The 22,831-nt window shown below is 72.2% G+C and carries 23 protein-coding genes and 1 tRNA gene; 13 read left to right on the top strand and 11 right to left on the bottom strand.

Going from position 1 to position 22,831, the window contains the following annotated elements:
* Positions 1–192: 192 nt before the first annotated feature.
* The 5 genes from ACH4VX_RS11980 to ACH4VX_RS11960 are packed head-to-tail and all read right to left on the bottom strand — an operon-like array spanning position 193 to position 5,149.
* Positions 193–1,212 (bottom strand): Gfo/Idh/MocA family protein, encoded by a 1,020-nt coding sequence (locus tag ACH4VX_RS11980; protein WP_398367250.1) that lies wholly within the window; start codon positions 1,210–1,212, stop codon positions 193–195.
* 23 nt (positions 1,213–1,235) lie between these two features.
* Complete coding sequence (locus ACH4VX_RS11975; protein ID WP_398367249.1) at positions 1,236–2,138, bottom strand: sugar phosphate isomerase/epimerase family protein; 903 nt, start codon at positions 2,136–2,138, stop codon at positions 1,236–1,238.
* A gap of 1 nt (position 2,139) precedes the next feature.
* The gene (locus ACH4VX_RS11970) at positions 2,140–3,051 is read right to left on the bottom strand and encodes an ATP-binding cassette domain-containing protein (protein WP_398367248.1); all 912 of its coding nucleotides are present in this window, start codon (positions 3,049–3,051) and stop codon (positions 2,140–2,142) included.
* Positions 3,052–3,056: 5 nt separating this feature from the next.
* Complete coding sequence (locus ACH4VX_RS11965) at positions 3,057–4,133, bottom strand: ABC transporter permease (RefSeq protein ID WP_398367247.1); 1,077 nt, start codon at positions 4,131–4,133, stop codon at positions 3,057–3,059.
* Positions 4,133–5,149: a sugar ABC transporter substrate-binding protein gene (locus ACH4VX_RS11960; protein ID WP_398367246.1), complete on the bottom strand. Its 1,017-nt coding sequence runs from the start codon at positions 5,147–5,149 to the stop codon at positions 4,133–4,135. Before ACH4VX_RS11960 ends, ACH4VX_RS11965 begins: the two co-directional genes overlap by 1 nt.
* A 318-nt stretch (positions 5,150–5,467) precedes the next feature.
* On the opposite strand from ACH4VX_RS11960, the gene iolC reads away from it, so the two are divergent.
* The 5 genes from iolC to ACH4VX_RS11935 are packed head-to-tail and all read left to right on the top strand — an operon-like array spanning position 5,468 to position 10,957.
* Positions 5,468–6,460 carry a 5-dehydro-2-deoxygluconokinase gene (iolC, locus tag ACH4VX_RS11955; RefSeq protein ID WP_398367245.1) on the top strand — a complete coding sequence of 331 codons (993 nt, stop codon included), beginning with the start codon at positions 5,468–5,470 and terminating at the stop codon, positions 6,458–6,460.
* A gap of 13 nt (positions 6,461–6,473) precedes the next feature.
* Complete coding sequence (locus ACH4VX_RS11950; protein ID WP_398367244.1) at positions 6,474–7,349, top strand: deoxyribose-phosphate aldolase; 876 nt, start codon at positions 6,474–6,476, stop codon at positions 7,347–7,349.
* A 28-nt stretch (positions 7,350–7,377) separates the two neighbouring features.
* Entirely contained in the window at positions 7,378–8,271 is an 894-nt protein-coding gene (iolB, locus tag ACH4VX_RS11945) for a 5-deoxy-glucuronate isomerase (protein WP_398367243.1), read from the top strand.
* Entirely contained in the window at positions 8,268–10,139 is a 1,872-nt protein-coding gene (gene iolD, locus ACH4VX_RS11940) for a 3D-(3,5/4)-trihydroxycyclohexane-1,2-dione acylhydrolase (decyclizing) (RefSeq protein ID WP_398367242.1), read from the top strand. The genes iolB and iolD overlap by 4 nt, the downstream gene beginning before the upstream one ends.
* 32 nt (positions 10,140–10,171) lie before the next feature.
* Positions 10,172–10,957 (top strand): GntR family transcriptional regulator, encoded by a 786-nt coding sequence (locus ACH4VX_RS11935; protein WP_398367240.1) that lies wholly within the window; start codon positions 10,172–10,174, stop codon positions 10,955–10,957.
* A gap of 16 nt (positions 10,958–10,973) precedes the next feature.
* On the opposite strand, the gene ACH4VX_RS11930 is transcribed toward ACH4VX_RS11935, so the two are convergent.
* Positions 10,974–11,954, bottom strand: a complete 981-nt coding sequence (locus ACH4VX_RS11930; RefSeq protein ID WP_398367239.1) for an aldo/keto reductase — start codon at positions 11,952–11,954, stop codon at positions 10,974–10,976.
* 395 nt (positions 11,955–12,349) lie between these two features.
* Positions 12,350–12,423: transfer RNA gene (locus tag ACH4VX_RS11925), tRNA-Pro, on the bottom strand.
* Between the two features lie 100 nt (positions 12,424–12,523).
* Here ACH4VX_RS11925 and ACH4VX_RS11920 point away from each other — a divergent pair.
* Positions 12,524–13,054 carry a DUF309 domain-containing protein gene (locus ACH4VX_RS11920; RefSeq protein WP_398367238.1) on the top strand — a complete coding sequence of 177 codons (531 nt, stop codon included), beginning with the start codon at positions 12,524–12,526 and terminating at the stop codon, positions 13,052–13,054.
* A 56-nt stretch (positions 13,055–13,110) separates the two neighbouring features.
* Positions 13,111–13,884, top strand: a complete 774-nt coding sequence (cobF, locus tag ACH4VX_RS11915; RefSeq protein ID WP_398367237.1) for a precorrin-6A synthase (deacetylating) — start codon at positions 13,111–13,113, stop codon at positions 13,882–13,884.
* A gap of 8 nt (positions 13,885–13,892) precedes the next feature.
* Here cobF and ACH4VX_RS11910 read toward each other — a convergent pair whose 3' ends face one another.
* Positions 13,893–14,636 carry a cobalt-precorrin-6A reductase gene (locus tag ACH4VX_RS11910; protein ID WP_398367236.1) on the bottom strand — a complete coding sequence of 248 codons (744 nt, stop codon included), beginning with the start codon at positions 14,634–14,636 and terminating at the stop codon, positions 13,893–13,895.
* A gap of 121 nt (positions 14,637–14,757) precedes the next feature.
* Between ACH4VX_RS11910 and ACH4VX_RS11905 the strand changes: the two genes are divergently transcribed.
* Positions 14,758–16,161, top strand: coding sequence for a diacylglycerol/lipid kinase family protein (locus ACH4VX_RS11905; RefSeq protein WP_398367334.1), 1,404 nt, complete (start codon positions 14,758–14,760; stop codon positions 16,159–16,161).
* Here ACH4VX_RS11905 and ACH4VX_RS11900 read toward each other — a convergent pair.
* Entirely contained in the window at positions 16,147–16,920 is a 774-nt protein-coding gene (locus tag ACH4VX_RS11900; RefSeq protein ID WP_398367235.1) for a sulfite exporter TauE/SafE family protein, read from the bottom strand. The two genes, ACH4VX_RS11905 and ACH4VX_RS11900, sit on opposite strands and share 15 nt — an antisense overlap.
* Positions 16,921–16,996: 76 nt before the next feature.
* Positions 16,997–18,184, bottom strand: coding sequence for a thiolase family protein (locus tag ACH4VX_RS11895; protein ID WP_398367234.1), 1,188 nt, complete (start codon positions 18,182–18,184; stop codon positions 16,997–16,999).
* A 442-nt stretch (positions 18,185–18,626) separates the two neighbouring features.
* Between ACH4VX_RS11895 and ACH4VX_RS11890 the strand changes: the two genes are divergently transcribed.
* From ACH4VX_RS11890 to ACH4VX_RS11870, 5 genes are all read left to right on the top strand, one after another.
* On the top strand, positions 18,627–19,109 hold the full coding sequence (locus tag ACH4VX_RS11890; protein WP_398367232.1) for a Dps family protein: 483 nt from the start codon (positions 18,627–18,629) through the stop codon (positions 19,107–19,109).
* Positions 19,110–19,151: 42 nt separating this feature from the next.
* The gene (locus ACH4VX_RS11885) at positions 19,152–19,484 is read left to right on the top strand and encodes a DUF3140 domain-containing protein (RefSeq protein ID WP_398367231.1); all 333 of its coding nucleotides are present in this window, start codon (positions 19,152–19,154) and stop codon (positions 19,482–19,484) included.
* 5 nt (positions 19,485–19,489) lie between these two features.
* Complete coding sequence (locus ACH4VX_RS11880) at positions 19,490–20,146, top strand: endonuclease (RefSeq protein WP_398367230.1); 657 nt, start codon at positions 19,490–19,492, stop codon at positions 20,144–20,146.
* A 116-nt stretch (positions 20,147–20,262) separates the two neighbouring features.
* Entirely contained in the window at positions 20,263–21,075 is an 813-nt protein-coding gene (locus ACH4VX_RS11875) for an SAM-dependent methyltransferase (RefSeq protein ID WP_398367228.1), read from the top strand.
* Positions 21,076–21,097: 22 nt separating this feature from the next.
* The gene (locus ACH4VX_RS11870) at positions 21,098–21,634 is read left to right on the top strand and encodes an NUDIX hydrolase family protein (RefSeq protein WP_398367227.1); all 537 of its coding nucleotides are present in this window, start codon (positions 21,098–21,100) and stop codon (positions 21,632–21,634) included.
* A 13-nt stretch (positions 21,635–21,647) separates the two neighbouring features.
* On the opposite strand, the gene ACH4VX_RS11865 is transcribed toward ACH4VX_RS11870, so the two are convergent.
* Complete coding sequence (locus ACH4VX_RS11865) at positions 21,648–22,829, bottom strand: ABC transporter ATP-binding protein (protein ID WP_398367226.1); 1,182 nt, start codon at positions 22,827–22,829, stop codon at positions 21,648–21,650.
* Positions 22,830–22,831 lie beyond the last annotated feature (2 nt).

Raw genomic sequence — 22,831 nt, 5'->3', positions numbered from 1 at the left:
GCCGGCGGGTACCCCGGGGCGCCCCCGCGGCCCCCCGCCCGGGGGGCCCCCCCCGGGGGGGGGGGCCGCCGGGGGGCCCCCCCCCCCGGGGGCGGGGGGGGGGGGGCGGCCCCCCCCCCCGCGGACCGCGAACGACGGCTGAGGCACCCATGAAGACGGCCGCCCTCTCCGGGGCGGCCGTGGCGCGTGCTCTCACCGGTACAGCGCGGGTTTCTCGACCAGGTCGACCTCCACCCGGCCGCCGTTCTCCAGCGCCCGCACCCCCGCCTCGCAGACGGCCGCCGCGGCGTAGCCGTCCCAGGTGCTGGGGCCGGTGACCTCGCCCCGGCGGGTGGTGTCGACCCAGGCCCGGATCTCGTCGTCGTAGGCCTGGGCGAAGCGTTCGGTCCAGTCCTGGGTGATGGTGCCGCCCCAGCGGCCGGCCATGTTGGTGACCAGGGCGTGGCCGTCGCCGATGCGGGCGGTGCCGCGTTCGCAGACCACCTCGGCCTGCACCTGGTAGCCGAAGCCGCAGTTGACGAAGATCTCCACGTCGGAGAGCGCGCCGCCGTCGGTCTCCAGGACGACGAACTGCGGGTCGCGCAGTCCGTCGGGGGCGCCGGAGGAGGGGGTGGGGCGCAGCACCGTCACGGCGGTGATCTCGTGGCCGAGCAGCCAGCGGGTGACGTCCACCTCGTGGGCCACGGAGTCGGTGACGAGCATGGCACTTGTGAAGAAGGTCGCGCTGGCCACGTTGCGGTGCCGGTTGTGCAGCATCAGCGGGCGGCCCAGTTGCCCGGTCTCCAGCAGGGCTTTCAGGCGCACGTACTCGGTGTCGTAGCGGCGCATGAAGCCGACCTGGACCCTGCGGTGGCCGAGGGCCTGTTCGGCCTCCATGACGCGCAGGGCGGAGGCCGCGTCGGGGGTGAGCGGCTTCTCGCACAGGACGGGCAGGTCGTGCTCGAACGCGGTGAGCAGGGCGGCCTCGTGGGCCGGCCCCGAAGAGGCGATGAGCACGGCGTCGACGTCGGCCGCCGCCATCGCGGCGGCCGGGTCGGTGTGGGCGGTGCAGCCGTCGACTCCCGCGGCAACGGCCTCGGCCCGTTCGGCGTCGATGTCCACGACGGCGGTGACCCGCGCGCCGCTGACGACCCGGTCGATGCGGCGCACGTGGTCCGCGCCCATGCGGCCGGTGCCGATGACGGCGATGCGCAGTGGCTCGCGCCGGTTCATCTCCCGCCTTCCCTTCCGGCTCGTCAGGCGCCGCAGGAGCGGAGGAACTGGCGGGTGCGTACGGCGATGGGGAGCGGCTTGTCGGGCTCGCAGGGGTACATGTCCTGCTCGACGATGGCGAACAGGTCCACGCCCAGTTTCTGCGCGGCCGTGAGGACCGGGCCCAGCTCCGGGACGCCGGCGGGCGGTTCGCACATCACCCCGCGCTGCACGGCCGGCCCGAACGGGACCTCGTTCTTGACGACGTCGGCGAGGATCTCCGGGTCGACCTGCTTGAGGTGGAGGTAGCCGATGCGTTCGCCGTAGGTCTCGATCAGCTTGACGCTGTCGCCGCCGCAGTAGGCGTAGTGGCCGGTGTCCAGGCAGAGGTTGACCAGGCCGGAGTCGGTCGAGTCGAGGAAGCGCTCGACGTGCTCCTCGGTGTCGATGTGGGTGTCGGCGTGCGGGTGGACGACGATGTCCAGGCCGTACGTGTCCTTCACCTCGCGGCCGAGGCGTTCCATGCCCTTGGTGAGGTGGCCCCACTGCTCGGTGGTGAGTTCCGGGGCTTCGAGGATCTCGGCGGTCTTGTCGTCGCGCCAGAAGGACGGGATGACGACGAGGTGCCCGGCGTCCATGTCCCGGGTGAGCGCGGCGACCCGGCTGACCTGCTCCCAGGTGGAGTCCCATTCGGACGGCCCGCGGTGCAGTCCGCAGAAGATGGTGCCGGCGGAGACCTTGAGGCCGCGCTTCTTCACCTCGTCACCGAGGCGCGCCGGGTCGGTGGGGAGGTAGCCGTAGGGGCCGAGTTCGATCCAGGAGTAGCCGGCCTCGGCGACCTCGTCGAGGAAGCGCTGCCAGGGCACCTGCTGCGGGTCGTCGGGGAACCAGACGCCCCAGGAGTCGGGGGCGGAACCGACCCGGATGCGGTCGAGCGCGACTGCCATGTCAGGACTTTCCTTCCGGAGTTGCGGCTACGGGGGCCTGGAGGTCGCCCTCCTCGGGGAGTTCCTCGGTGTCGACGCCGCCGACCTGCGCCAGCTCGTGCTTGAGGGCGGCCAGTTCGGCGCCGCCGGCCATGTGGTTGGTCAGCTCCTCGAGGCCGACCTCGCTGCGGGGGGCGGACAGTTCCATGGTGCCCAGGCGCAGCACGCTGAAGTGGTCGCCGACCATGTAGGCGTGGTGCGGGTTGTGGGTGATGAAGATGACGCCGAGGCCGCGGTCGCGGGCCATCGCGATGTACTTCAGGACGACGCCGGACTGCTTGACGCCGAGGGCGGCGGTCGGCTCGTCGAGGATGAGGACGCGGGCGCCGAAGTAGACCGCGCGGGCGATGGCGACGCACTGGCGCTGGCCGCCGGAGAGCGTGCCGATGGGCTGCTCCAGGTCGTCCAGGACGATGCCCATGTTGCGCAGTTCCTCGTCGGCCGTCTTCTTCATCCGGTCGATGTCGAGGCGGCGGACGGGCCAGGGGCCCTTGGTCATCTCGGAGCCGAGGAAGAAGTTCCGCCACACCGGCATCAGCGGGACGACCGCGAGGTCCTGGTAGACGGTGGCGATGCCCCGGTCGAGGGCCTCGCGCGGGGTGGAGAACCGCACTTGTTCGCCGTCGACGAGGAACTCACCCTCGGTGTGCTGGTGCAGCCCCGAGACGATCTTGATGAGGGTGGACTTGCCCGCGCCGTTGTCGCCGAGGACGCAGGTCACCTTGGAGGGGTGGACGGTGAGGTCGACGCCGTGCAGGGCACGGATGTTGCCGTAGGACTTGCCGGCGGCGCGGAGTTCGACCAGGGGTCGGTCGCCGTCGGGCACGGTGTCCTTGCGGACGGAGCCGTCGGTGCCGGTCGTCTTGTCGGTCATTGCGGTCACCTCCGGGTCGCCTGGCGCTGGACCCACAGATTGATGAGGACGGCGCCGAGCAGCATCACGCCGAGGAACGCCTTGAACCAGTCGGGGTTCCAGCCGGCGTAGACGATGCCCTGCTGCACCATGCCGAACATGAAGGCACCGAAGACCGGGCCGATCGCGGAGCCGGCGCCGCCGGTCAGCAGACAGCCGCCGATGACCGCCGCGGCGATGTAGATGAGCTCCTGGCCCACGCCCTCGCCGGACTGCACGGTGTTGAAGGAGAACAGGTTGTGCATGCCGACGAACCAGGCGCCGAAGCCGACCAGCATGAACAGGGAGATCTTGGTGAAGGTGACGGGGACGCCGACCGCGCGGGCGCTGTCCTTGTTACCGCCGACGGCGAAGATCCAGTTGCCGTACTTGGTGCGCAGCAGCACCCAGGTGGCCAGCGCGGCGAAGACGAGCCACCACACCACGGTGATCTTCACCTGGACGCCGCCGACGTCGAAGCTGGAGGCGAAGAGGGCCTTGGCCTGGTCGAAGCCGTCCATGTCGCTGATGCTGTCGGTGGCGACGTTGCCGGTGACCAGCTTGGTCACCGCCAGGTTCACGCCCTGCAGGATCAGGAAGGTGCCGAGGGTGACCAGGAAGCTGGGCAGCCCGGTCCTGACCAGCATCCAGCCGTTGAACATGCCGACGGCGAGGGACACCACCAGGGCGACGATCACGCCCACCCAGACGTTCAGGGTGAGCTGGTAGCTGAGCATGCTCGCGGTCAGCGCCGAGGTCACGACGGCGACACCGGCCGAGAGGTCGAATTCGCCGCCGATCATCAGCAGGGCCACGGGCAGCGCCATGATCCCGATGACCGACGACTGGTACAGGATGTTCGCCATGGAGCTGCCGTCCCGCATCGGCGGCGCGGTGAACAGGAAGAACACCATGACGGCCACGGCTCCGAGGAACACGCCGACCTCGGGGCGGGCCAGCAGCCGCAGCGCGAGCGGGCGCCGCGCGGTGCGGCCGTCGCTCTGTTTCGGGCCGGGGGCCGGCGGTGGGTCCACCGCCGGCTCAGCCTGTTGGGCCATGCTCATCACCGAGTGCCCTTCGCGGCGTACTCGGAGACCGCGTCGACGTTGGACTTGTCGACGAACGCCGGGCCGGTCAGCACCGGCTGCTCACCGCCGCCGCTGTAGTTGCCGTTGTTCTTGTAGAGCCACAGGCCGTCGACGGCGAGGTAGCCCTGCAGGTAGGGCTGCTGGTCCACGGCGAACTCGATGTCGCCGGCCTCGATCGCCTTGGTCAGCTCCTTGTTGAGGTCGAAGGTGGCGACCTTCGCCTTGCTGCCCGCGTCGCCCACCGACTGCACCGCGGTCGGCGCGAAGGGCGCGCCGAGGGTGACGACGTAGTCGATGGAGGAGTCCTGCTTCAGCTTCGCGGTGATCGTCGACTTCACCGACGGCATGTCGGTGCCGTTGACGTTGAGGATCTGGGTCTCGCCCTCGAAGGTCTCCTTCACCCCGTCGCACCGCTGGGTCAGGCCGACGTTGCCCTGCTCGTGGATGACGCAGACGGCGTTCTTCGCGCCGACCTCGTTCAGCTTCTTGCCGAACGCCTCGCCCGCCACGGACTCGTCCTGGCCGAAGAACTCCAGCAGGTCGAGGTCCTTCCAGTCGCTCAGTCCGGAGTTGAGACCGACGACGGGGATGCCGGCCGCGTTCGCCTTGGCTATGGCCTCCTTGAGCGCGTCCGGCTTGGCGAGGGTGATCGCGATGCCGTCGACCTTCTGGTCGATCGCGTTCTGCACCAGGGTGGCCTGGTTGCCGGCGTTCGGGTCGGCGGAGTAGACGAGATCGATGTTGTCCTTGGCCGCGGCGGCCTCGGCGCCCTTGCGCACGATGTCCCAGAAGGTGTCGCCGGGCGCCTGGTGGGTGACGAGGGCGACCTTCATCCGGGGCGTGTTCGCCTTGCCCGCGGAGGCGTCGGCCCCGCCTTCCTCGGACTCCTTGCCACCGGAACCGCTGGAGCAGCCGGCGAGGGTCAGGGCGGCTGCCGCCGCGACCGCGACGAACGCGATTCTGCGGGGGCGGGTGTGCGAAGAGCGGTCCATCTGTCCTGCACCTCACTGTGCTACGCGGGGAAAGGGCGGGAATCCGAGGAGATCCGGTGCCCGGAACCTCGGAAGTCCGGGGTGTGCCATGGAACACGGCGGTCATGCTGGGACGCGATCCAAGTCCCAGAACCGCCCGCTGTCAATACTTTGTCAAGACATCACTTCACGCACTAGTCCGAATGTAAGTACAAACTATTGACATCGCCGCCCTCCGAGACCTACACCTGTGAGGCGGCAGGTCCCTGGAATCCACGTCCCCACCGTGGCAGGGCGCCCTGGGACCCGCATCCCCAGCAGCTTGAGGAGCGTCGATCAATGGCCGACTCACCACCATATTTCGACCTGGTCACCATGGGTCGCATCGGGGTCGATCTTTATCCACTGGAGACCGGTGTTCCGCTGGCGCGGGTGGAGACGTTCGGGAAATTCCTGGGCGGATCGGCCGCGAACGTCGCGGTGGCGGCCGCCCGAATGGGCCGTTCCGCGGCGGTGATCACCCGCACCGGCGACGACCCCTTCGGCACCTTTCTGCACGAGGCGCTGAAGGAGTTCGGCGTGGACGACCGCTGGGTCACTCCGGTCGCCGCGTACCCCACCCCCCTCACGTTCTGCGAGATCTTCCCGCCGGACTCCTTCCCGCTGTACTTCTACCGCCGCCCCAAGGCCCCCGACCTGGAGATCCACGCCGACGAGCTGGACCTGACCGCCGTGCGCGCGGCCGGGATCTTCTGGATCACCGGCACCGGTCTGAGCGAGGAGCCCAGCCGCTCGGCCACCCTCACCGCCCTGGAGGCCCGGGACAGGTCCACAACCACCGTCTTCGACCTGGACTGGCGCCCCATGTTCTGGCGGGACCCGGAGCAGGCCCGCCCGTACTACCGCGAGGCGCTGCGCCACGCCACGGTCGCGGTCGGCAACCTCGACGAGTGCGAGGTCGCCACCGGTGTGCGCGAGCCCGAGGCCTGCGCCGAGGCGCTGCTGGCGGCCGGGGTGGAGCTGGCCGTGGTCAAGCAGGGGCCCCGGGGCGTGCTCGCCGTGCACCGCGACGGCACCCGGGCCGAGGTGGAGCCGGTGCCGGTCGAGGTGGTCAACGGTCTCGGCGCGGGCGACGCCTTCGGCGGCTCGCTCTGCCACGGTCTGCTCTCCGGCTGGGACCTGGAGCGGACCATGCGCCACGCCAACGCCGCCGGCGCCCTCGTCGCCTCGCGCCTCGCCTGTTCGTCCGCCATGCCGACCGAGCCGGAGGTCGCGGACCTCCTCGCGCGGGCCGCGTCGCCGGACGCGGCGGGCCTGCCGAGCCAGTCCTGAACGGAGCACTTCCTTGAACCTCAGCATCCCCGACCTCACCACGGTCCGGGCCCGCAACCCGGAGGCCGTCGCCGAGGCCGCCGCCCGCCGGGCACGGCGCCCACTGCTCGGCGACAGCGGCCGGCTGATGATCGTGGCCGCCGACCACCCCGCCCGGGGCGCGCTCGGCATCGGTGACCGCCGGCTTGCCATGGCCCACCGCGCCGATCTGCTGGAACGTCTCTGCATCGCGCTGTCCCGTCCGGGCGTCGACGGGGTGCTGGCCACCGCCGACATCCTGGAGGACCTGCTGCTCCTCGGGGTGCTGGAGAACAAGGTCGTCATGGGCTCGATGAACCGCGGCGGCCTGGCCGGCGCGTCCTTCGAGATGGACGACCGCTTCACCGGCCACCGCGCCGAGGACATCTCCCGGCTGGGCTTCGACGCGGGCAAGCTGCTGGTGCGCATCGACTACGACGACCCCGGCTCGCTGACCACCATGGAGTCCGCCGCCCGCGCCGTCGACGCCATGGCCGAACGCCGGCTGCCGGTGTTCGTGGAGCCGTTCATCTCGCGCCGGGTGGACGGCCGGGTCCGCAACGACCTGTCCGCCGAGGCCGTCACCCGCTCCATCGCCATCGCCTCCGGTCTGGGCGGCACCTCCGCCTACACCTGGCTGAAACTCCCCGTCACCGACGACGTCGACGCCATGCCGGAGGTGCTGGGGGCCTCCACGCTGCCCGTCGTCCTGCTCGGCGGCGAGGTCGGCGACCAGGAGGCGGCGTACGAGCGGTGGGGCAAGGCGCTGCGGCTGCCCACCGTGATGGGGATGGTCGTCGGCCGCTCGCTGCTGTACCCGGCCGAGGGCAGTGTGGAGACGGCGGTGGACACGGCCGTCGGTCTGCTGTGAGAAGCCCGTTCCGAGACGGAGGCATGCCATGACGTACCACCTTCCCGCGGGCAAGGCCCTCGCCGGCCCCCACGTCGTCGACGTGACACCGGAGACCGCCGGCTGGGGCTACTCCAGCCTGCGCGTCCTTCAGCTGCCGCCGGGCGGCACCCACACCTTCGACGCCGGCGACAGCGAGTGGATCGTGTTGCCGCTGAGCGGCGGCTGCACCGTCACCGCCGACGACGACTTCGGCCACGACACCTTCGAACTCACCGGCCGCACCAGTGTGTTCGACGGCGTCACCGACTTCGCCTACGTCCCGCGCGACGCCCGCGCGACGGTGTCCTCGACGGACGGCGGACGGTTCGCGCTCACCGGCGCCCGCTGCACCCGCCGGCTGCCCGCCCGTTACGGACCGGCCTCGGACGTTCCCGTGGAGCTGCGCGGCACCGGGAACTGCTCACGGCAGGTCAACAACTTCGGTGCCGCGGGCACGTTCGAGTGCGACAAGCTGATCGCGGTCGAGGTGCTCACCCCGGGCGGCAACTGGTCGTCCTTCCCGCCGCACAAGCACGACGAGCACCGGCCGGGCGAGGAGTCCGTGCTGGAGGAGATCTACTACTTCGAGTTCGCCGCCCACGACGGCACGCCCGGCCTCGGCTACCAGCGGGTCTCCCCGTCCGGGCAGGGACAGGGCACGGACGTACTGGCCGAAGTGCGCGACCAGGACGTCGTGTTGATCCCCGACGGCTGGCACGGTCCGTCCATGGCCGTGCCCGGCCATCACATGTACTACCTCAACGTCATGGCGGGACCCGGGGCCGAACGCGCCTGGCTGATCTGCGACCACCCCGACCACGCCTGGATCCGCGACAGCTGGCCGGACCAGGCGGTCGACCCCCGACTCCCCCTCTACACCGCACCGGAGAGGTCCTCATGAGCGCCACCACCCGCCGACTGACGACCGCCCAGGCACTGGTGCGGTTCCTGTCCGCCCAGTACACCGAGCGGGACGGCGTGCGCCGCCGGCTGATCGCGGGCACCTGGGGCATCTTCGGCCACGGCAACGTGGCGGGCATCGGGCAGGCGCTCGTCGAGTACTCCGCCGTCATGCCGTACCACCAGGGCCGCAACGAGCAGGCGATGGTGCACGCCGCCGTCGGGTACGCCCGCCAGCTGAACCGGCTCTCGGCGCAGGCGGTGACGACCTCCATCGGCCCCGGCGCGACGAACCTCGTCACCGGCGCCGCCCTCGCCACCGTCAACCGGCTGCCGGTGCTCCTGCTCCCCGGCGACTACTTCGCCTCGCGCGTCGCCGACCCGCTGCTCCAGCAGCTGGAGCACCCGGTCGAGGCCGACGTGTCGGTCAACGACACGCTCCGCCCGGTGTCGAGGTACTTCGACCGCGTCACCCGCCCCGAGGCCCTGATCCCCTCCGCGCTGGGCGCCGTGCGGGTGCTCGCCGACCCGGCCGAGACCGGTGCGGTGACGCTGGCCCTCCCCCAGGACGTGCAGGCGGAGGCGTACGACTGGCCGGAGGAGTTCTTCGCCGAGCGCGTCTGGTCCGTACGCCGTCCCGCGCCGGACCCGGCGGAGCTGACGGCGGCCGTGGCGGCCGTACGGGCGGCGCGGCGGCCCCTGATCGTCGCGGGCGGCGGGATCCACCACAGCGAGGCCGAGGAGGCGCTGAAGGCGTTCGTGGACGCCACCGGCATCCCGGTCGCCTCCACCCAGGCCGGCAAGGGCTCCCTGCGCCACGACCACCCCGCCGACCTCGGCGGCATCGGCCACACCGGCACGGCGGTGAGCGACGGACTCGCCCGCACCGCCGACCTGGTGATCGGCGTCGGCACCCGCTACTCCGACTTCACCACCGCGTCCGGCACCCTCTTCCAGAACCCGGACGTGCGCTTCCTCAACCTCAACATCACCGGCTTCGACGCGCACAAGCTGGCGGCGCGCACCCTGGTCTGCGACGCGCGCACGGGTCTGGAACAGCTGGCCGGGGCCCTCGCCGGCCACCGCGTGGAGCCGTCGTACGAGGCGGAGTACCGGGCCGGCAAGGAGCGCTGGGAGCAGGTCGTCGAGACCGCCTACCGCGCGGACGACGACACGGCCGTACCGACGCAGACGCAGGTGCTCGGCGCGCTCGACGCGGTCGTCGGCGACCAGGACGTGGTGATCAACGCGGCCGGTTCGCTCCCCGGTGACCTGCACAAGCTGTGGCGCTCGCGCAGCCCCCGCCAGTACCACCTGGAGTACGGCTACTCCTGCATGGGCTACGAGATCCCGGCCGCGCTCGGCGTCCAGCAGGCCGCGCCCGGCGTCCCGGTCTGGGCGCTGGTCGGCGACGGCACCTACCTGATGAATCCGACGGAGATCGTCACCGCCGTCCAGGAGAATCTCCCGGTCAAACTGGTCCTGGTGCAGAACCACGGGTACGCCTCCATCGGCGGTCTGTCGGAGTCGGTGGGCGCCGAACGCTTCGGCACCGCCTACCGCCACCGGGCCGACGACGGCACCTTCACCGGCGCCCCGCTGCCCGTGGACCTCGCCGCGAACGCGGCCAGCCTCGGCATGGAGGTGCTGCGCGCCAAGACCGTGCGGGAGCTGCGGAACGCGCTGGCCGAGGCGCGCGCCTGTGACCGTCCGACGTGCGTGTACGTCGAGACCGACCCCGCTCCCACCGCTCCCCCGGCCGAGGCCTGGTGGGACGTGCCGGTGGCCGAGGTGTCCACCCGCGAGGCCGCCGCCCGGGCCCGCGCACGGTACGACACCGAGGTCGCCGGCCGTCGCCGCCACCTCTGAACCCGCCCGCTCCGCTACAGGAAGGTATGTCCATGGCGAAGACCGGTGACCCCGCACGTGCCGCGACCGGACCCGCGCTGAGCACCCTGGACTTCGCCCTGGACCGGGGCAGTCCGGTGCCGCTGTACCACCAGCTCGCGCAGCAGCTGGAGGCGGCGATCGAGCAGGGCGTCCTCGCTCCCGGCAATCTCCTGGGCAACGAGGTCGACCTGTCCGTGCGCCTCGGCCTGTCCCGCCCCACCGTCCGCCAGGCCATCCAGTCGCTCGTCGACAAGGGGCTGTTGGTCCGGCGGCGCGGGGTGGGCACGCAGGTGGTGCACAGCCAGGTGAAGCGCCCCCTGGAGCTGAGCAGTCTCTACGACGACCTGGAAGCGGCCGGGCAGGACCCGAGCACGGAGGTGGTCCGCAACGAGACGGTCCCCGCGCCCACGGACGCGGCGGCCGCCCTGGGGCTGGCCGAGGGCGACGAGGTCGTCCTGCTGGAACGCCTGCGCCGCACCCACGGCCGGCCGGTCGCCCTCCTGCGCAACTACCTCCCGTCGGGACTGCTCGGCCTGGACAGCGCCCGTCTGGAGTCGACCGGCCTGTACCGGATGATGCGCTCGGCCGGCATCACCCTGCACAGCGCCCGTCAGACCGTCGGCGCCCGCGCGGCCACCGCCCAGGAGGCCGGCCGGCTGGACGAGAAGGAGGGCGCCGCCCTGCTCACCATGCAGCGCACGGCCTATGCCGACACCGGGCGGCCGGTGGAGTACGGCACCCACGTCTACCGTGCGTCCCGGTACTCGTTCGACTTCCAGCTGCTCGTCAGACCGTAGGGCGGGGCCCGGCGGGTCAGTGCGCCGCGTCCAGCCGGGCCCGCTGCTCCGCCGACAGTTCCAGGGCCACCGCGCCCAGGTTCTCCTCCAGTTGCTCCAGTGCCGACACCCCGGCCAGCGGGAGGATCGGCAGTTCATGGCCGATCTGCCAGGCCAGCACGACCTGGTTGAGTGTCGCCCCGGTCTCCCGGGCGACCTCGCGCAGCACGGCGAGGCGAGCGGGGGTGCCCGGGTGGTCGTAGTCGCCGGGCAGACGTTCGGGGCGGGTGTAGGCACCCCTGAGCAGCGGCGAGTAGGCGACCAGGGTCAGGGCGGGCTCGGCCCGCAGATACCCGGCCAGCTCCGCGCCCGCGTGGCCGAGGCTGCCGTCGGGGAAGAGCGCGTCGGGGACGTCGGTGCGGGCGCGCAGATAACTGTGGTGGTACTGCAGGACCTCGTAGCCGGGCAGCCCGGCCGCCGCGGCGAGTGTGCGGGCCCGCTCCACCCGCCACACGGCCTGGTTGCTGACGCCGAGCAGCCCCACCGCGCCCTCGGCGACCAGGGCCCCGAAGCCCTCGACCGTCTCACGCTGGGCGACGGTGTGGTCGTCGATGTGCGCGTACAGCAGGTCCAGCCGCTCCAGCCCGAGCCGTTCGCGGCTGCGTTCGGACGACTCCCGGATCACCTTCGCGGACAGGCCCTCGGGGTTGTCGGTGTAACTCGTGCCGGGGGCGAGGGGGCGGGCGCCGAGCTTGGTCGCGAAGACGATCTCGTCGCCGACCCTGCGGCTGCGCCGCCAGCGGCCGAGCAGTTCCTCGCTCTGCCCGCCCTGGCCGCCGTCGGTCCAGAAGGCGTAGTTGTCGGACGTGTCGATGAAGTTCCCGCCGGCCTCGACATAGCGGTCGAGCAGGGCGAAGGAGGTCTTCTCGTCGGTCACCGACCCGAACAGCATCGCCCCCAGCGCGAGCACGCTCACGTCGCGGCTGTGCGGACCGGTCCCGATGGTGCGGTACTTCATGCCTGATCCCTCCCGTCACGCACCCCGCTGTCGGGGCACGGCCGGGAGTCTTCCGCTTGAAGAGCGCTCCAAGTCAAGCGTGGGCGCGGCACATCGAGGCGAACGTGACTCGGCGGCGATGACGGTCTTCCGCCGGATCCGGACATGACCGTCCGGCGCGATGGAGACCGTGCCCGCGGTGGGACGGGCGGGCGTTCTCCCGTACCCGCTCACACCCTTCACGGGAGTTCTCGACAGACTCCCGCACGATCCCGTCCGGCCGTCCGGGCCCTGTGCGGGCCGGCACCCTGCGATCGACGCGCCACAGTCCAGTCAGGTGCGCCGGTCCCCGGGAAAGATCGAGGGGCCGTTTCAGATCTCCTCTGAAACGACCCCTGACCTGCGACTTCATAAAGTCGGGACGACAGGATTTGAACCTGCGACCCCTTGACCCCCAGTCAAGTGCGCTACCAAGCTGCGCCACGTCCCGGTGCGATCACATGGGGTGGATCCGCGTGATCGCGCGAACAGCACTTTACCCCACGCCCCCGGGACGACCCGAACCGGAGCGGGCGCGGGACAATCGGCGTATGGGCAGCATGGAGAGCACTTCCTCGGGCCGGACGGCCGACGCGCGGGACCGGGACAGCGAGGGGCGGGCGCGCAGTGCCCGGCCGCGGGACGGACTCGGGCGGCCCCTGCCGTACGGCGCACCGGGCGTGCCCCGGCAGCCCGAGGGGATCGTGCGGCGGCCGGAGGAGAGCGTCGCGGAGGCGCAGCGACTGCTGGACGAGGGGAAGCCGTTCCACGCCCACGAGGTGTTCGAGGACGCCTGGAAGTCGGGGCCGGAGGAGGAGCGTGAGCTGTGGCGGGGGCTGGCCCAGCTCGCCGTGGGGCTCACCCACGCCGCGCGCGGGAACGTCACCGGCGGGGCGCGGCTGCTGCGGCGTGGAGCCGGTGCGGCGGAGGCGTGGGCCGCGGGGGCGGGGGCCGGTCAGCGGCCGCACGGGATCGATCTTTCCGGTGTGATCGCCTGGGCCCGGGAGCTGGCGGCCGAAGTGGAGCGGGGTGCTCCGGTGGACGCGGGGGCGCGGGCGCCCCGGCTGCGGGGGGCCTCCTGACGCAGGGACCGGGTGCGGTGCACGCGCTGTCGGTGGTGTGCGGCAGACTCGGGGACGTGCGAGAGATTCATGTCATCGGTATCGGCGCGGGCGACCCCGACCAGTTGACCCTGCAGGCGGTCAGGGCGCTGCGGAGCACGGACGTGTTCTTCATCCTGGACAAGGGCGAGGCGAAGGTGGACCTGACCCGGCTGCGCCGGGACATGCTCGACGCGCACGTACCGGAGGGCGCCTACCGCGTCGTCGAGGCGCGTGACCCGGAGCGGGACCGGGCGGCCGGGGGTTCGGCCTACTCGCCCGCCGTCGGGGACTGGCGCAGTGCCCGCGCGGACATCTACGAGCGGCTGATCGCGGAGGAGCTGGGCGAGGACCGGACCGGGGCGTTCCTGGTGTGGGGCGATCCGTCGCTGTACGACAGCACGATCGGCATCCTCGACGAGGTCCTGGAGCGCGGCCGCGTCGCCTTCGACTACGACGTCGTACCGGGCATCAGCAGTGTCTCGGCGCTGGTCGCCCGGCACCGCACGGGGCTCAACCGGGTCGCCCGCCCGGTGCAGATCACCACGGGCCGGCGGCTCGCCGAGGGGTTCCCGGAGGGGGTGGACGACGTGGTGGTGATGCTGGACGCCCATCAGGCCTTCCGCGCGTACGCCGACCAGGACGTGGACATCTACTGGGGCGCCTACATCGGTACCCCGGACGAGATCCTCGTCTCCGGGCCGCTGGCCGAGGCCGCTCCCCGTATCGAGCGGCTCCGCGCGGAGGCCCGCGAACGCAAGGGCTGGATCATGGACACGTACCTGCTGCGCCGGGGGCCGGCCGAGGGCTGAGCCGACGGTCAGGTCAGGGCGTCCAGTCGGCGCAGGACCGCCGGCACGTCACCGACCGCGATCACCCCGTCCGGCAGGGGCGGGCGGCGTACGACGACGACCGGGAGGCCGAGGTCGCGGGCCGCGGTGAGTTTGGCGGAGGTCGCCGCGCCGCCGCTGTCCTTCGTCACCAGTACGTCGACGCGGTGGTCGCGCAGGAGGGCCGTCTCGTCGGCCGTGGTGAAGGGACCGCGGGCCAGCAGGACGTGCGTGTGCGGCGGCATGGGCGGCTCGGGAGGCTCCACCGACCGGACGACGAAGCGCAGGTCCGTGAGATGGGCGAAGGCCGCGAGGCCGAGGCGGCCGGTGGTGAGGAGGACCCGGTGCCCGAGTCGGGGCAGCAGGTCGGCGGCCGCGTCCAGTGACGGGACCGGGTGCCAGTCGTCGCGCGGGCCCGGTCGCCAGCCCGGCCGGCGCAGGACCACCAGCGGCAGCCCGGTCGCGGTCGCGGCCCGTACCGCGTTCGCCGTGATGGTCTCCGCGAAGGGGTGCGTGGCGTCCACCACCGCGTCCGCCCGCTGTGCGCGCAGCCAGTCCGCCAGCCCCTCCGCACCACCGAAACCGCCGACGCGCACCTCGCCGGCGACCGCGCCCGGCCGTCTCACGCGTCCGGCGAGGGAGGTGGTCACCCTGGTCCCGGGACGGGCGGACAGCTCGGTGGCCAGCGCGCGTGCCTCGGTGGTACCGCCGAGAACCAGGACGTGGGGGGACATGGCGCCGAGGGTACGAGGCCCGGATGCCGTGGCCGGCACCGGCTCGCCCGACGAAGATCGGCATCCGGCCGCACACTCGTACGCACACGCCCTACGATGACGCCGGGTGACTGGAGGAAGTATGGCCGTGGACTGGAGTGGGCGGGGCTATCACGCCCAGCGATGGGCGGCGCGGGGAGCGCTGGCCGCCGCCGCGCTCGCGGTGGCGACCCCGCTGGTCTACGGAGGGCTGACCGGTCTGCTGCTGCTGGTGTGCGGGGTCGCGGGACTGGGACTCAGCGCGGCCGCCGTGTGGTGGACGCTGACCCTGCGGGGCCCGCTGCGGTGGGTGTCCGCGCTGGTCGCCGTGTGTGTGCCCGCCGGTCTGATCGCCCTGTTCGCCGTGACCCTGTTCTGGGCGCTGCTGGTGTCCCTGGCCCTGTGGGGGCTGGCGGTGTGGAGCGGCAGGTTCGCGCTGCGGGGCACGGGCGGCGGGCACGTACATGTGCGGGAGCGGCGGCTGCCGCCGCCCCGGAAACCGGTGCTGATCATGAATCCCCGGTCGGGCGGCGGCAAGGTGGGCCGGTTCCGGCTGCGGGAGAAGGCGGAGCGGCTGGGCGCCCGGGTGGTGCTGCTCGAACCCGGCAGGCAGCACGACGTCACCGCGCTGGCCCGGGCCGCCGTCGCGGACGGCGCGGACCTGCTGGGCGCCGCCGGCGGCGACGGCACGCAGGCGCTGGTGGCGGCCGTGGCCGCCGAGCACGACGTCCCGTTCCTGGTCATCAGCGCCGGGACGCGCAACCACTTCGCCCTGGACCTCGGCCTCGACCGCGGGAACCCCGCCGCCTGTCTCGACGCGCTCACCGACGGCGTGGAACTCCGTATCGATCTGGGTTTCGCGGGTGAGCAGCCGTTCGTGAACAACGCCTCCTTCGGCGCGTACGCGGCGATCGTGCAGAGCCCCGCCTACCGCGACGACAAGATCGGTACCAGTCTGGAGATGCTGCCCGGTCTGCTCACCGGCCGGCAGGGGCCCCGGCTGGTCGCCCGCGCGGGGAACACCACGCTCACCGCTCCGCAGGCCGTGCTGGTCAGCAACAATCCCTACCGCACCGGCGACCCCTTCGGCCTCGGCCGGCGGGAACGGCTCGACTCCGCCGCGCTCGGCGTCCTCGGGGTGAGGCTGGAGGGCGCCATCAGCGCCGCCGCCCTGCTGCTGAACCCCGAGCCGAGCGGGCTCACCATCGTGACCGCCACCGAGGTCGTCATCGAGGCGGACCGCGCGGAGATCGAGGCCGGGGTCGACGGGGAGGCCATGGTGCTGCCCGCCCCCGTCCACTGCCGCATCGCACCCGGCGCGCTGCGCGTCCGGGTCCCGCGCAGGCGGCCCGGTGCCACGCAGTCCCCGCCACGGCTGGACTGGCGGCGGCTGCGCAAGCTGGCGGCGACGGTCGGCCGTACCGCCGCGCCGAGCCGGCTCCACCACTCCCACGAGGCGCCCCACGAGCCGCAGCAGCCGGCCGGGCCCCGCTCAGGGCACAAGTAGCTGCAGACCGCCCACCACCGTCGCCGCGATCACCAGCCGTTCGAACAGTCGCTGGTTGATCCTGTTCACCGCCCATCTGCCGAGCAACGCGCCGGGCACCACGAACAGCACGAGCGCCGCGTCGAGGAGCAGCGAGTCGGCGTCGATCAGGCCGAGACCGGCGCTGAAGGGCAGCTTGGAGGTGTTGACGATCAGGAAGAAGAACGCCGAGGTCCCCAGGAAGCCGAGTTTCCGGAAGCCCGCGGAGAGCAGGTACATCGACATCACCGGGCCGCCCGCGTTGGCGACCATGGTGGTGAAGCCGCCGAGGACGCCGTAGGAGCGGGCCCTGGCACGGCCGGCCCGGGTGGTGACCCCGTCGGGCCCCTCGTCCGCGTCGGCCGTCCGCCGCCGCCACACCGTCACCCCGGCCATCAGCAGCAGGATCACCCCGATGGAGATCCGTACGATCCCGTCGTCCGCCCACACCAGGAACAGGGTCCCGGCGACGACGCCCGCCGCGACCGCCGGGAACAGCCGCCACAGCGTGGGCCAGTGGGCGTGCCGGCGGTAGGTGAGGACGGCGAGCACGTCCCCGGCGATCAGGATGGGCAGCAGGACGCCGGTGGAGGCCCGGGCGGGCAGCACGGCGGCGAAGATGGCGAGGCTGACCGTGTTGGCCCCGCTGACGGCGGTCTTGGAGAAGCCGACGAGCAGGGCCGCGCAGGCGAGCGCGGCGAATTCCCAGCCGTTGAGGTGCCAGAGCGTCATCATGTTCATTGCGGGGACCGATGCTATGCGCAAGCAATCGACGCCCGTAAGGAGCGTCTCGCCTGATGGCGCCCCAGGGCGGTGGTCAGTGCCTCTCGACCAGCACCGCGCTCCCCTGCCCCACGCCCACGCACATCGTCGCCAGGCCCCGTTCGGCGCCGGTGCGGCGCATGCGGTGCAGCAGGGTGGTGAGGATGCGGGCGCCGGAGCCGCCCAGCGGGTGGCCGAGGGCGATGGCGCCGCCGCTGGCGTTGACCAGGTCGGGGTCGATGCCGAGTTGGTCGACGCAGGCCAGGGCCTGTGCCGCGAACGCCTCGTTGAACTCGGCCTCCTGGAGGTCGCCGATGCCCCAGCCGGCGCGGGCGAGCACCTTGCGCGTGGCGGGGACGGGGCCGATGCCCATGACGTCCGGGTGGACGCCGGCGGAGGCGCCGGCGACGTAGCGGCCGAGCGACTCCAGGCCCAGCTCGTTCAGGGCCTCCTCGCTGACCAGGATCAGGCCGGCGGCGCCGTCGTTCATCGGGGAGGCGTTGCCCGCGGTGACCGAACCGCCCGCGCGGAAGACGGGCTTGAGCCGGGCCAGCTTCTCGACCGAGGTGTCCTCGCGGATGCATTCGTCGGCATCGACGACCACCCCGTCCGGGCGGGTCACGGGCAGGAGTTCGTCGTCGAAGTGGCCGTTCTTGCGGGCGTCGGCGGCGCGTCGGTGACTGCGCAGCGCGAACTCGTCCTGGCGTTCGCGCGGGACGCCGTACCGGGCGGCGACCTCCTCGGCCGTCTCGCCCATGGCCAGCAGCCCGTGGAGGTCCTTCATCGCGGGGTTGACCAGCCGCCAGCCGAGGCGGGTGTCGGCGGTCTCCATGCGGTGCGGGAGGGCCTCGTCGGGGCGGGGCAGGACGAAGGGGGCGCGGCTCATCGACTCGGAGCCGCCGGCGATGACGATGTCGGCCTCGCCGGCCGCGATGGTGCGGGCGGCGGTGGTGACGGCCTCAAGCCCGGAGGCGCACAGCCGGTTGACCGTGGCGCCCGGGACGGACTCGGGGAGCCCGGCGAGCAGCGCGGCCATGCGGGCGACGTTGCGGTTGTCCTCGCCGGCCTGGTTGGCGGCGCCCCAGTAGACCTCGTCGACGCGGGCCGGGTCCAGCGCGGGCACGTCGGCGACCAGGCCGCGGATCACGGCGGCGGCGAGGTCGTCGGGCCGTACGGTGGAGAGGGCTCCGCGCAGTTTGCCGATGGGGGTGCGGCGGGCGGCCGCGAAGTGGACGGGACGCACGACAGGACTCCTGACCGATGCCGATGGCTGTGCTGTGTGATCGGCGACTGCTCTTAATTAGCACCGCTAGTTTTAGACTATAGACCGCGGACCGGCCCGCGGGGAAGCTCCCGGGCCCGCGGTCGCCTCCCGCCCCGCACCCGGGCCGGGTTTGCGCCGGAGGGCCGGGGGCACCCGCGCGTTCACAAAGTGGTCGCGGAACGCGACCCGTGTGGGAGAGGACCCGGAGCCGTTCTTCCCCGTCGGACCGACGGGGCCGGCGTTGCGGGACCTCACCGCCACCGAGCGCGTCCGCGCGCGGTGCACGGGTGACCACGCGGTGTCCCGGCTTCGCGTTCGACAGCGGTTCGGCCCCGGGCGTCCGGGGCGGCACCGGCGAGGACGAGCGCGAGGCACCCCTCCGCGGGACCACGGACGATTCGAGAAGGAGGAACAGCACTCCATGACCGTTGTGAGGAGCACCCTGCCCGACGAGGCCCGCAGGATTTCCTGCGAGGCCCTCCAGGACACCCTGGTGGACCTGCTCGGCCTGTCGCTGATCGGGAAGCAGGCGCACTGGAACGTCGTGGGCCCGCGGTTCCGTTCCGTCCACCTCCAGCTGGACGAGGTGGTCTCCGCCGCGCGCGCCCACGCCGACACGGTGGCGGAGCGGGCCGCGGCGCTCGGTGTGCCGCCGGACGGCCGCCCGGAGACCATCGCCAAGGTCTTCTCGCTGCCGGCCCCGAAGGAGGGCTGGCTGCGCGACTCGGAAGCCGTGAAGGTGATGACGGAGGCGCTCGGCGCGGCCATCACGCGCCTGCGCGAGCGCATCGACGCCACCGAGAAGGCGGACCTGGTCACCCAGGACCTGCTGATCTCGATCACCGCGGACCTGGAGAAGCAGCGCTGGATGTTCGAGGCGGAGAACTTCCCGGGCGAGTCCTGACCGCCCCGGCACCGGGGAACGCACACACGTAAGGGGCACACCATGAGCGATGCCCTCGAGAGGGACGCGCTGTGGGAGGACTTCCACCGCGTGGTGAACATGACCTCGGCGGAACTGGCGGCCTGGCTGCGGGTGAGTGACGCCGACGAGGCGACGGAACCGCTGCCGGACCGGGCGGGCAGCGGGACGGGGCAGCATGTCCTCGCCATCCTGCAGAAACGCCGCACCGACCTCACCGAGGACGACTTGCGGGTGATGGAGGAGGTCGTGGACGCCGTCACGGCGCAGACGGATCCGGAGAACGAGCCCGCGGCCGAGGACACGCCCCGCCGGCACCGCCTGATGACCCTCGGCCACGACCCGCTCAAGCCGTAGCCGCCGTGGCCGGCAGGGACGAGCGGGGGGTCCGCGCCCTCGTCGACGCGTACGGCCGGACGTACGCGGAGGAGGCCGGCATCGGGCTGGAGGACACCCCGCAGCCGCTGTACCGGCTGCTGGTGCCGGCCCGTCTGCTCAGCGCCCGTATCAAGGCGTCGATCGCCGTGGCCTCCGCCCGTGCCCGGCACGGGGCGGGGCCGCGCGATCCCCGCCGTACGGCGGAGGCCGACCGGCAGGAACACGTGGACGCGTTCGGCCGGGGTGGCCACCGGCGCCACGACGAGCGCACCGCGACCCGACTGGGCGCCGGGGCCGAGCTGTTGACCGAACGCCGGGGCGGTGACCTGCGCGGGCTCCGCAAGGCGGCGGACGGTGACGTCGACGAACCGCGCCGTCCGCCGCAGGAGTTCCCCGGCGTGGGTCCGGCCGGTGCCGGCGTCTTCCTGCGCGAGGTCCGGCGCGTCCGGCCGGAGGCGGCACCGCGGCTGGACGCCAAGGCCCTTCGAGGCGCGCGGCGGCCGAAGCCGCCGCAGGACCCGGACCGGCTCCTCTGCCTCGCGGGACGCACCGGACCGGCCGTCCTGGCGGCGGCACCGGTCCGCGCGGCGATCGACGGACACGTGGCCGAGAACCCGCCGCACCGGGCGGATTCCCCGTGACCTTCTGTCAACAGGGCTTTTCCGCTCCCCCGTTCGCGGGACAACGTGATCACCACGCGGCACAATGGCCGCGGCGGCCCGATCGCGGCCGTACGGGCGAGGGAGAGGGAGAGACCGTGAGTGAGAGCCACACCCCGTCGAGCGGCTCGGCGAGGCTGAACACCGGTGTGGCGCACAACGCGCGCGTGTGGAACCACTGGATCGGCGGCAAGGACAACTACGAGGTCGACCAGCAGGTCGGCGACCACGTCGCCTCGATCAACCCGGTCGTCCGGGACATCGCCCGCGCGGACCGGGACTTCCTGGGCCGGGCGGTGACGTATCTGACCCGCGAGCGCGGTGTGCGGCAGTTCCTCGACATCGGCACCGGCCTTCCGACGGCGGACAACACCCATGAGATCGCGCAGCGGATCGCGCCGGACTCGCGGATCGTCTACGTCGACAACGACCCGATCGTGCTCGTCCACGCCCGCACCCTGCTGACCGGCACACGCGAGGGCGCCACCGACTACATCGACGCCGATGTGCACGACCCGGAGGCCATACTGGAGCGCGCCGCAGGGACCCTGGACCTCACGCGGCCCGTCGCGGTGATGATGCTGGGGATCCTCAACTTCGTGCTCGACACCGACAAGGCCCGGGAGATCGTCCGCCGGATCATGGCGGCGGTTCCCTCCGGCAGCTTCCTGGTCCTCACGCACCCCACGTACGACCCCGAGGTCGGCGGCGAACTGCAGGTACCGGCCATGGAGTTCTGGAACGAGAACGCCACTCCCCCGATCACCGCCCGGAGCGCCGCGGACATCACCGCGTTCTTCGAGGGACTGGACCTGGTCGAGCCCGGTCTGGTGTCCTGCTCTCAGTGGCACACCACCTCCGACTCCGCCGTCACGGTGCCGCAGTACGGTGCGGTGGCCGTGAAGCCCTGACCGCTGAAAGTATGATCAAGCAATGTCTGACATGACCGAAACCACGCCGGGCTGGCTGTCCTCCGACGATCTGGAGATGACACGCGCCCGGATGCCGATCCTGTATGTCGAGGCCGTGCCCGTGCGCGTCGACGACAGCGGTGAAGTCACCAGCGTCGGTCTGCTGCTGCGCATCGGACCCGACGGAACGGTCAGCCGGGCTCTGGTCTCCGGCCGGGTGCTGCACCACGAACGGGTCCGGGACGCCCTGCTGCGCCATCTGGAGAAGGACCTCGGCCCGGTGGCGCTGCCCCTCGTCCCGGCGTCACTGCAGCCGTTCACGGTCGCGGAGTACTTCCCCACGCAGGGCGTCACCCCCTTCCACGACCCCCGTCAGCACGCGGTGTCACTGGCGTACATCGTGCCGGTGACGGGTGACTGCCGGCCCCGGCAGGACGCCCTCGACCTGGTGTGGTTCAGCCCGCAGGAGGCCGTGTCACAGGCGGTCCACAGCGAGATGCCGGGCGGTCACGGGGTGCTGCTGAAGCAGGCACTGGCCCACGCGGGCTGCGTGATCTGACGGGCGGGTGGCCTCAAGGACTTCCCGCGTGGGTGAGGTTGGTGCCGGTCGACGGGTCGAAGACATGGGCCTTGCCCATGTCGACCCGGAGTTCGACGGGTGCGCCCTCACGGGCCCGGGTGGCGGCGTTCAGCCGGGCCACGATCTGCTGGGTTCCCCCGGCCCCGGTGTCGCGCGCGCCCGAGTCCGTGGCGAGTTCCTCCAGTTCGGCGGTGGTCACCGGCCCGCCCTCCGCGCTGAAGTAGACGTACGCGTCGGAGCCCAGCGATTCCAGCACGTCCACGGTGGCGGTGACGACGGGGCCGCCCGTCCCGTGCGCCAGGCTCGCGTCCTCGAAGGCCTCGGGGCGCAGCCCGACGATCACCTCGCCCGGCGCGTCCCGCCGTTCCAGCGCCCGGCGCACGCGGTCGTCGATCGGCAGGTCGCCCAGCGGGGTGCGCAGGACCCCACCGGACAGGGAGGCGTTGACGAAGTTCATCGCCGGGGAGCCGATGAAGCCCGCGACGAACAGGTTGCGCGGCATGTCGTAGAGCTGGGCGGGGGTGCCGACCTGCTGGACCAGGCCCTGCCGCATCACCACGACCCGGTCGCCGAGGGTCATCGCCTCGGTCTGGTCATGGGTGACGTACACGGTGGTGGTGCCCAGGCGGCGCTGCAGCCGGGAGATCTGGGTGCGCATCTGCACCCGGAGCTTGGCGTCCAGGTTGGACAGCGGTTCGTCCATGAGGAACGCCTTGGGGTCACGGACGATCGCCCGCCCCATCGCCACCCGCTGGCGCTGGCCGCCGGAGAGGTTGGCGGGCTTGCGGTCCAGGAACTCGCTCAGGTCGAGCACCCGGGCGGCCTCCTCGACCTTGCTGTCGATGGTGGCCTTGTCCACCTTCGCCAGCCGCAGCGGGAACCCCATGTTCTCCCGCACGCTCATGTGCGGGTACAGGGCGTAGCTCTGGAACACCATGGCGACGTCGCGCTCCTTGGGGGCGAGGTCGTTGACGACCCGGCCGCCGATGCGCAGGGTGCCCTCGGTGATGTCCTCGAGCCCGGCGATCATGTTCAGGGTGGTCGACTTGCCGCAGCCGGACGGGCCGACCAGGATCACGAACTCGCCGTCGGCGATGTCGAGGTCCACGTCCCGCACGGCGAGGGATCCGTCCGGATAACGCTTGGTGACCCCCTCTAGGACGATCTCGGCCATGG

It is taken from the genome of Streptomyces sp. NPDC020731 (assembly GCF_044334705.1).
Classification (GTDB): domain Bacteria; phylum Actinomycetota; class Actinomycetes; order Streptomycetales; family Streptomycetaceae; genus Streptomyces.
The sequence above is the reverse complement of the archived record's forward strand: the minus strand, read 5'-3'. Positions and strand labels throughout refer to the sequence as shown.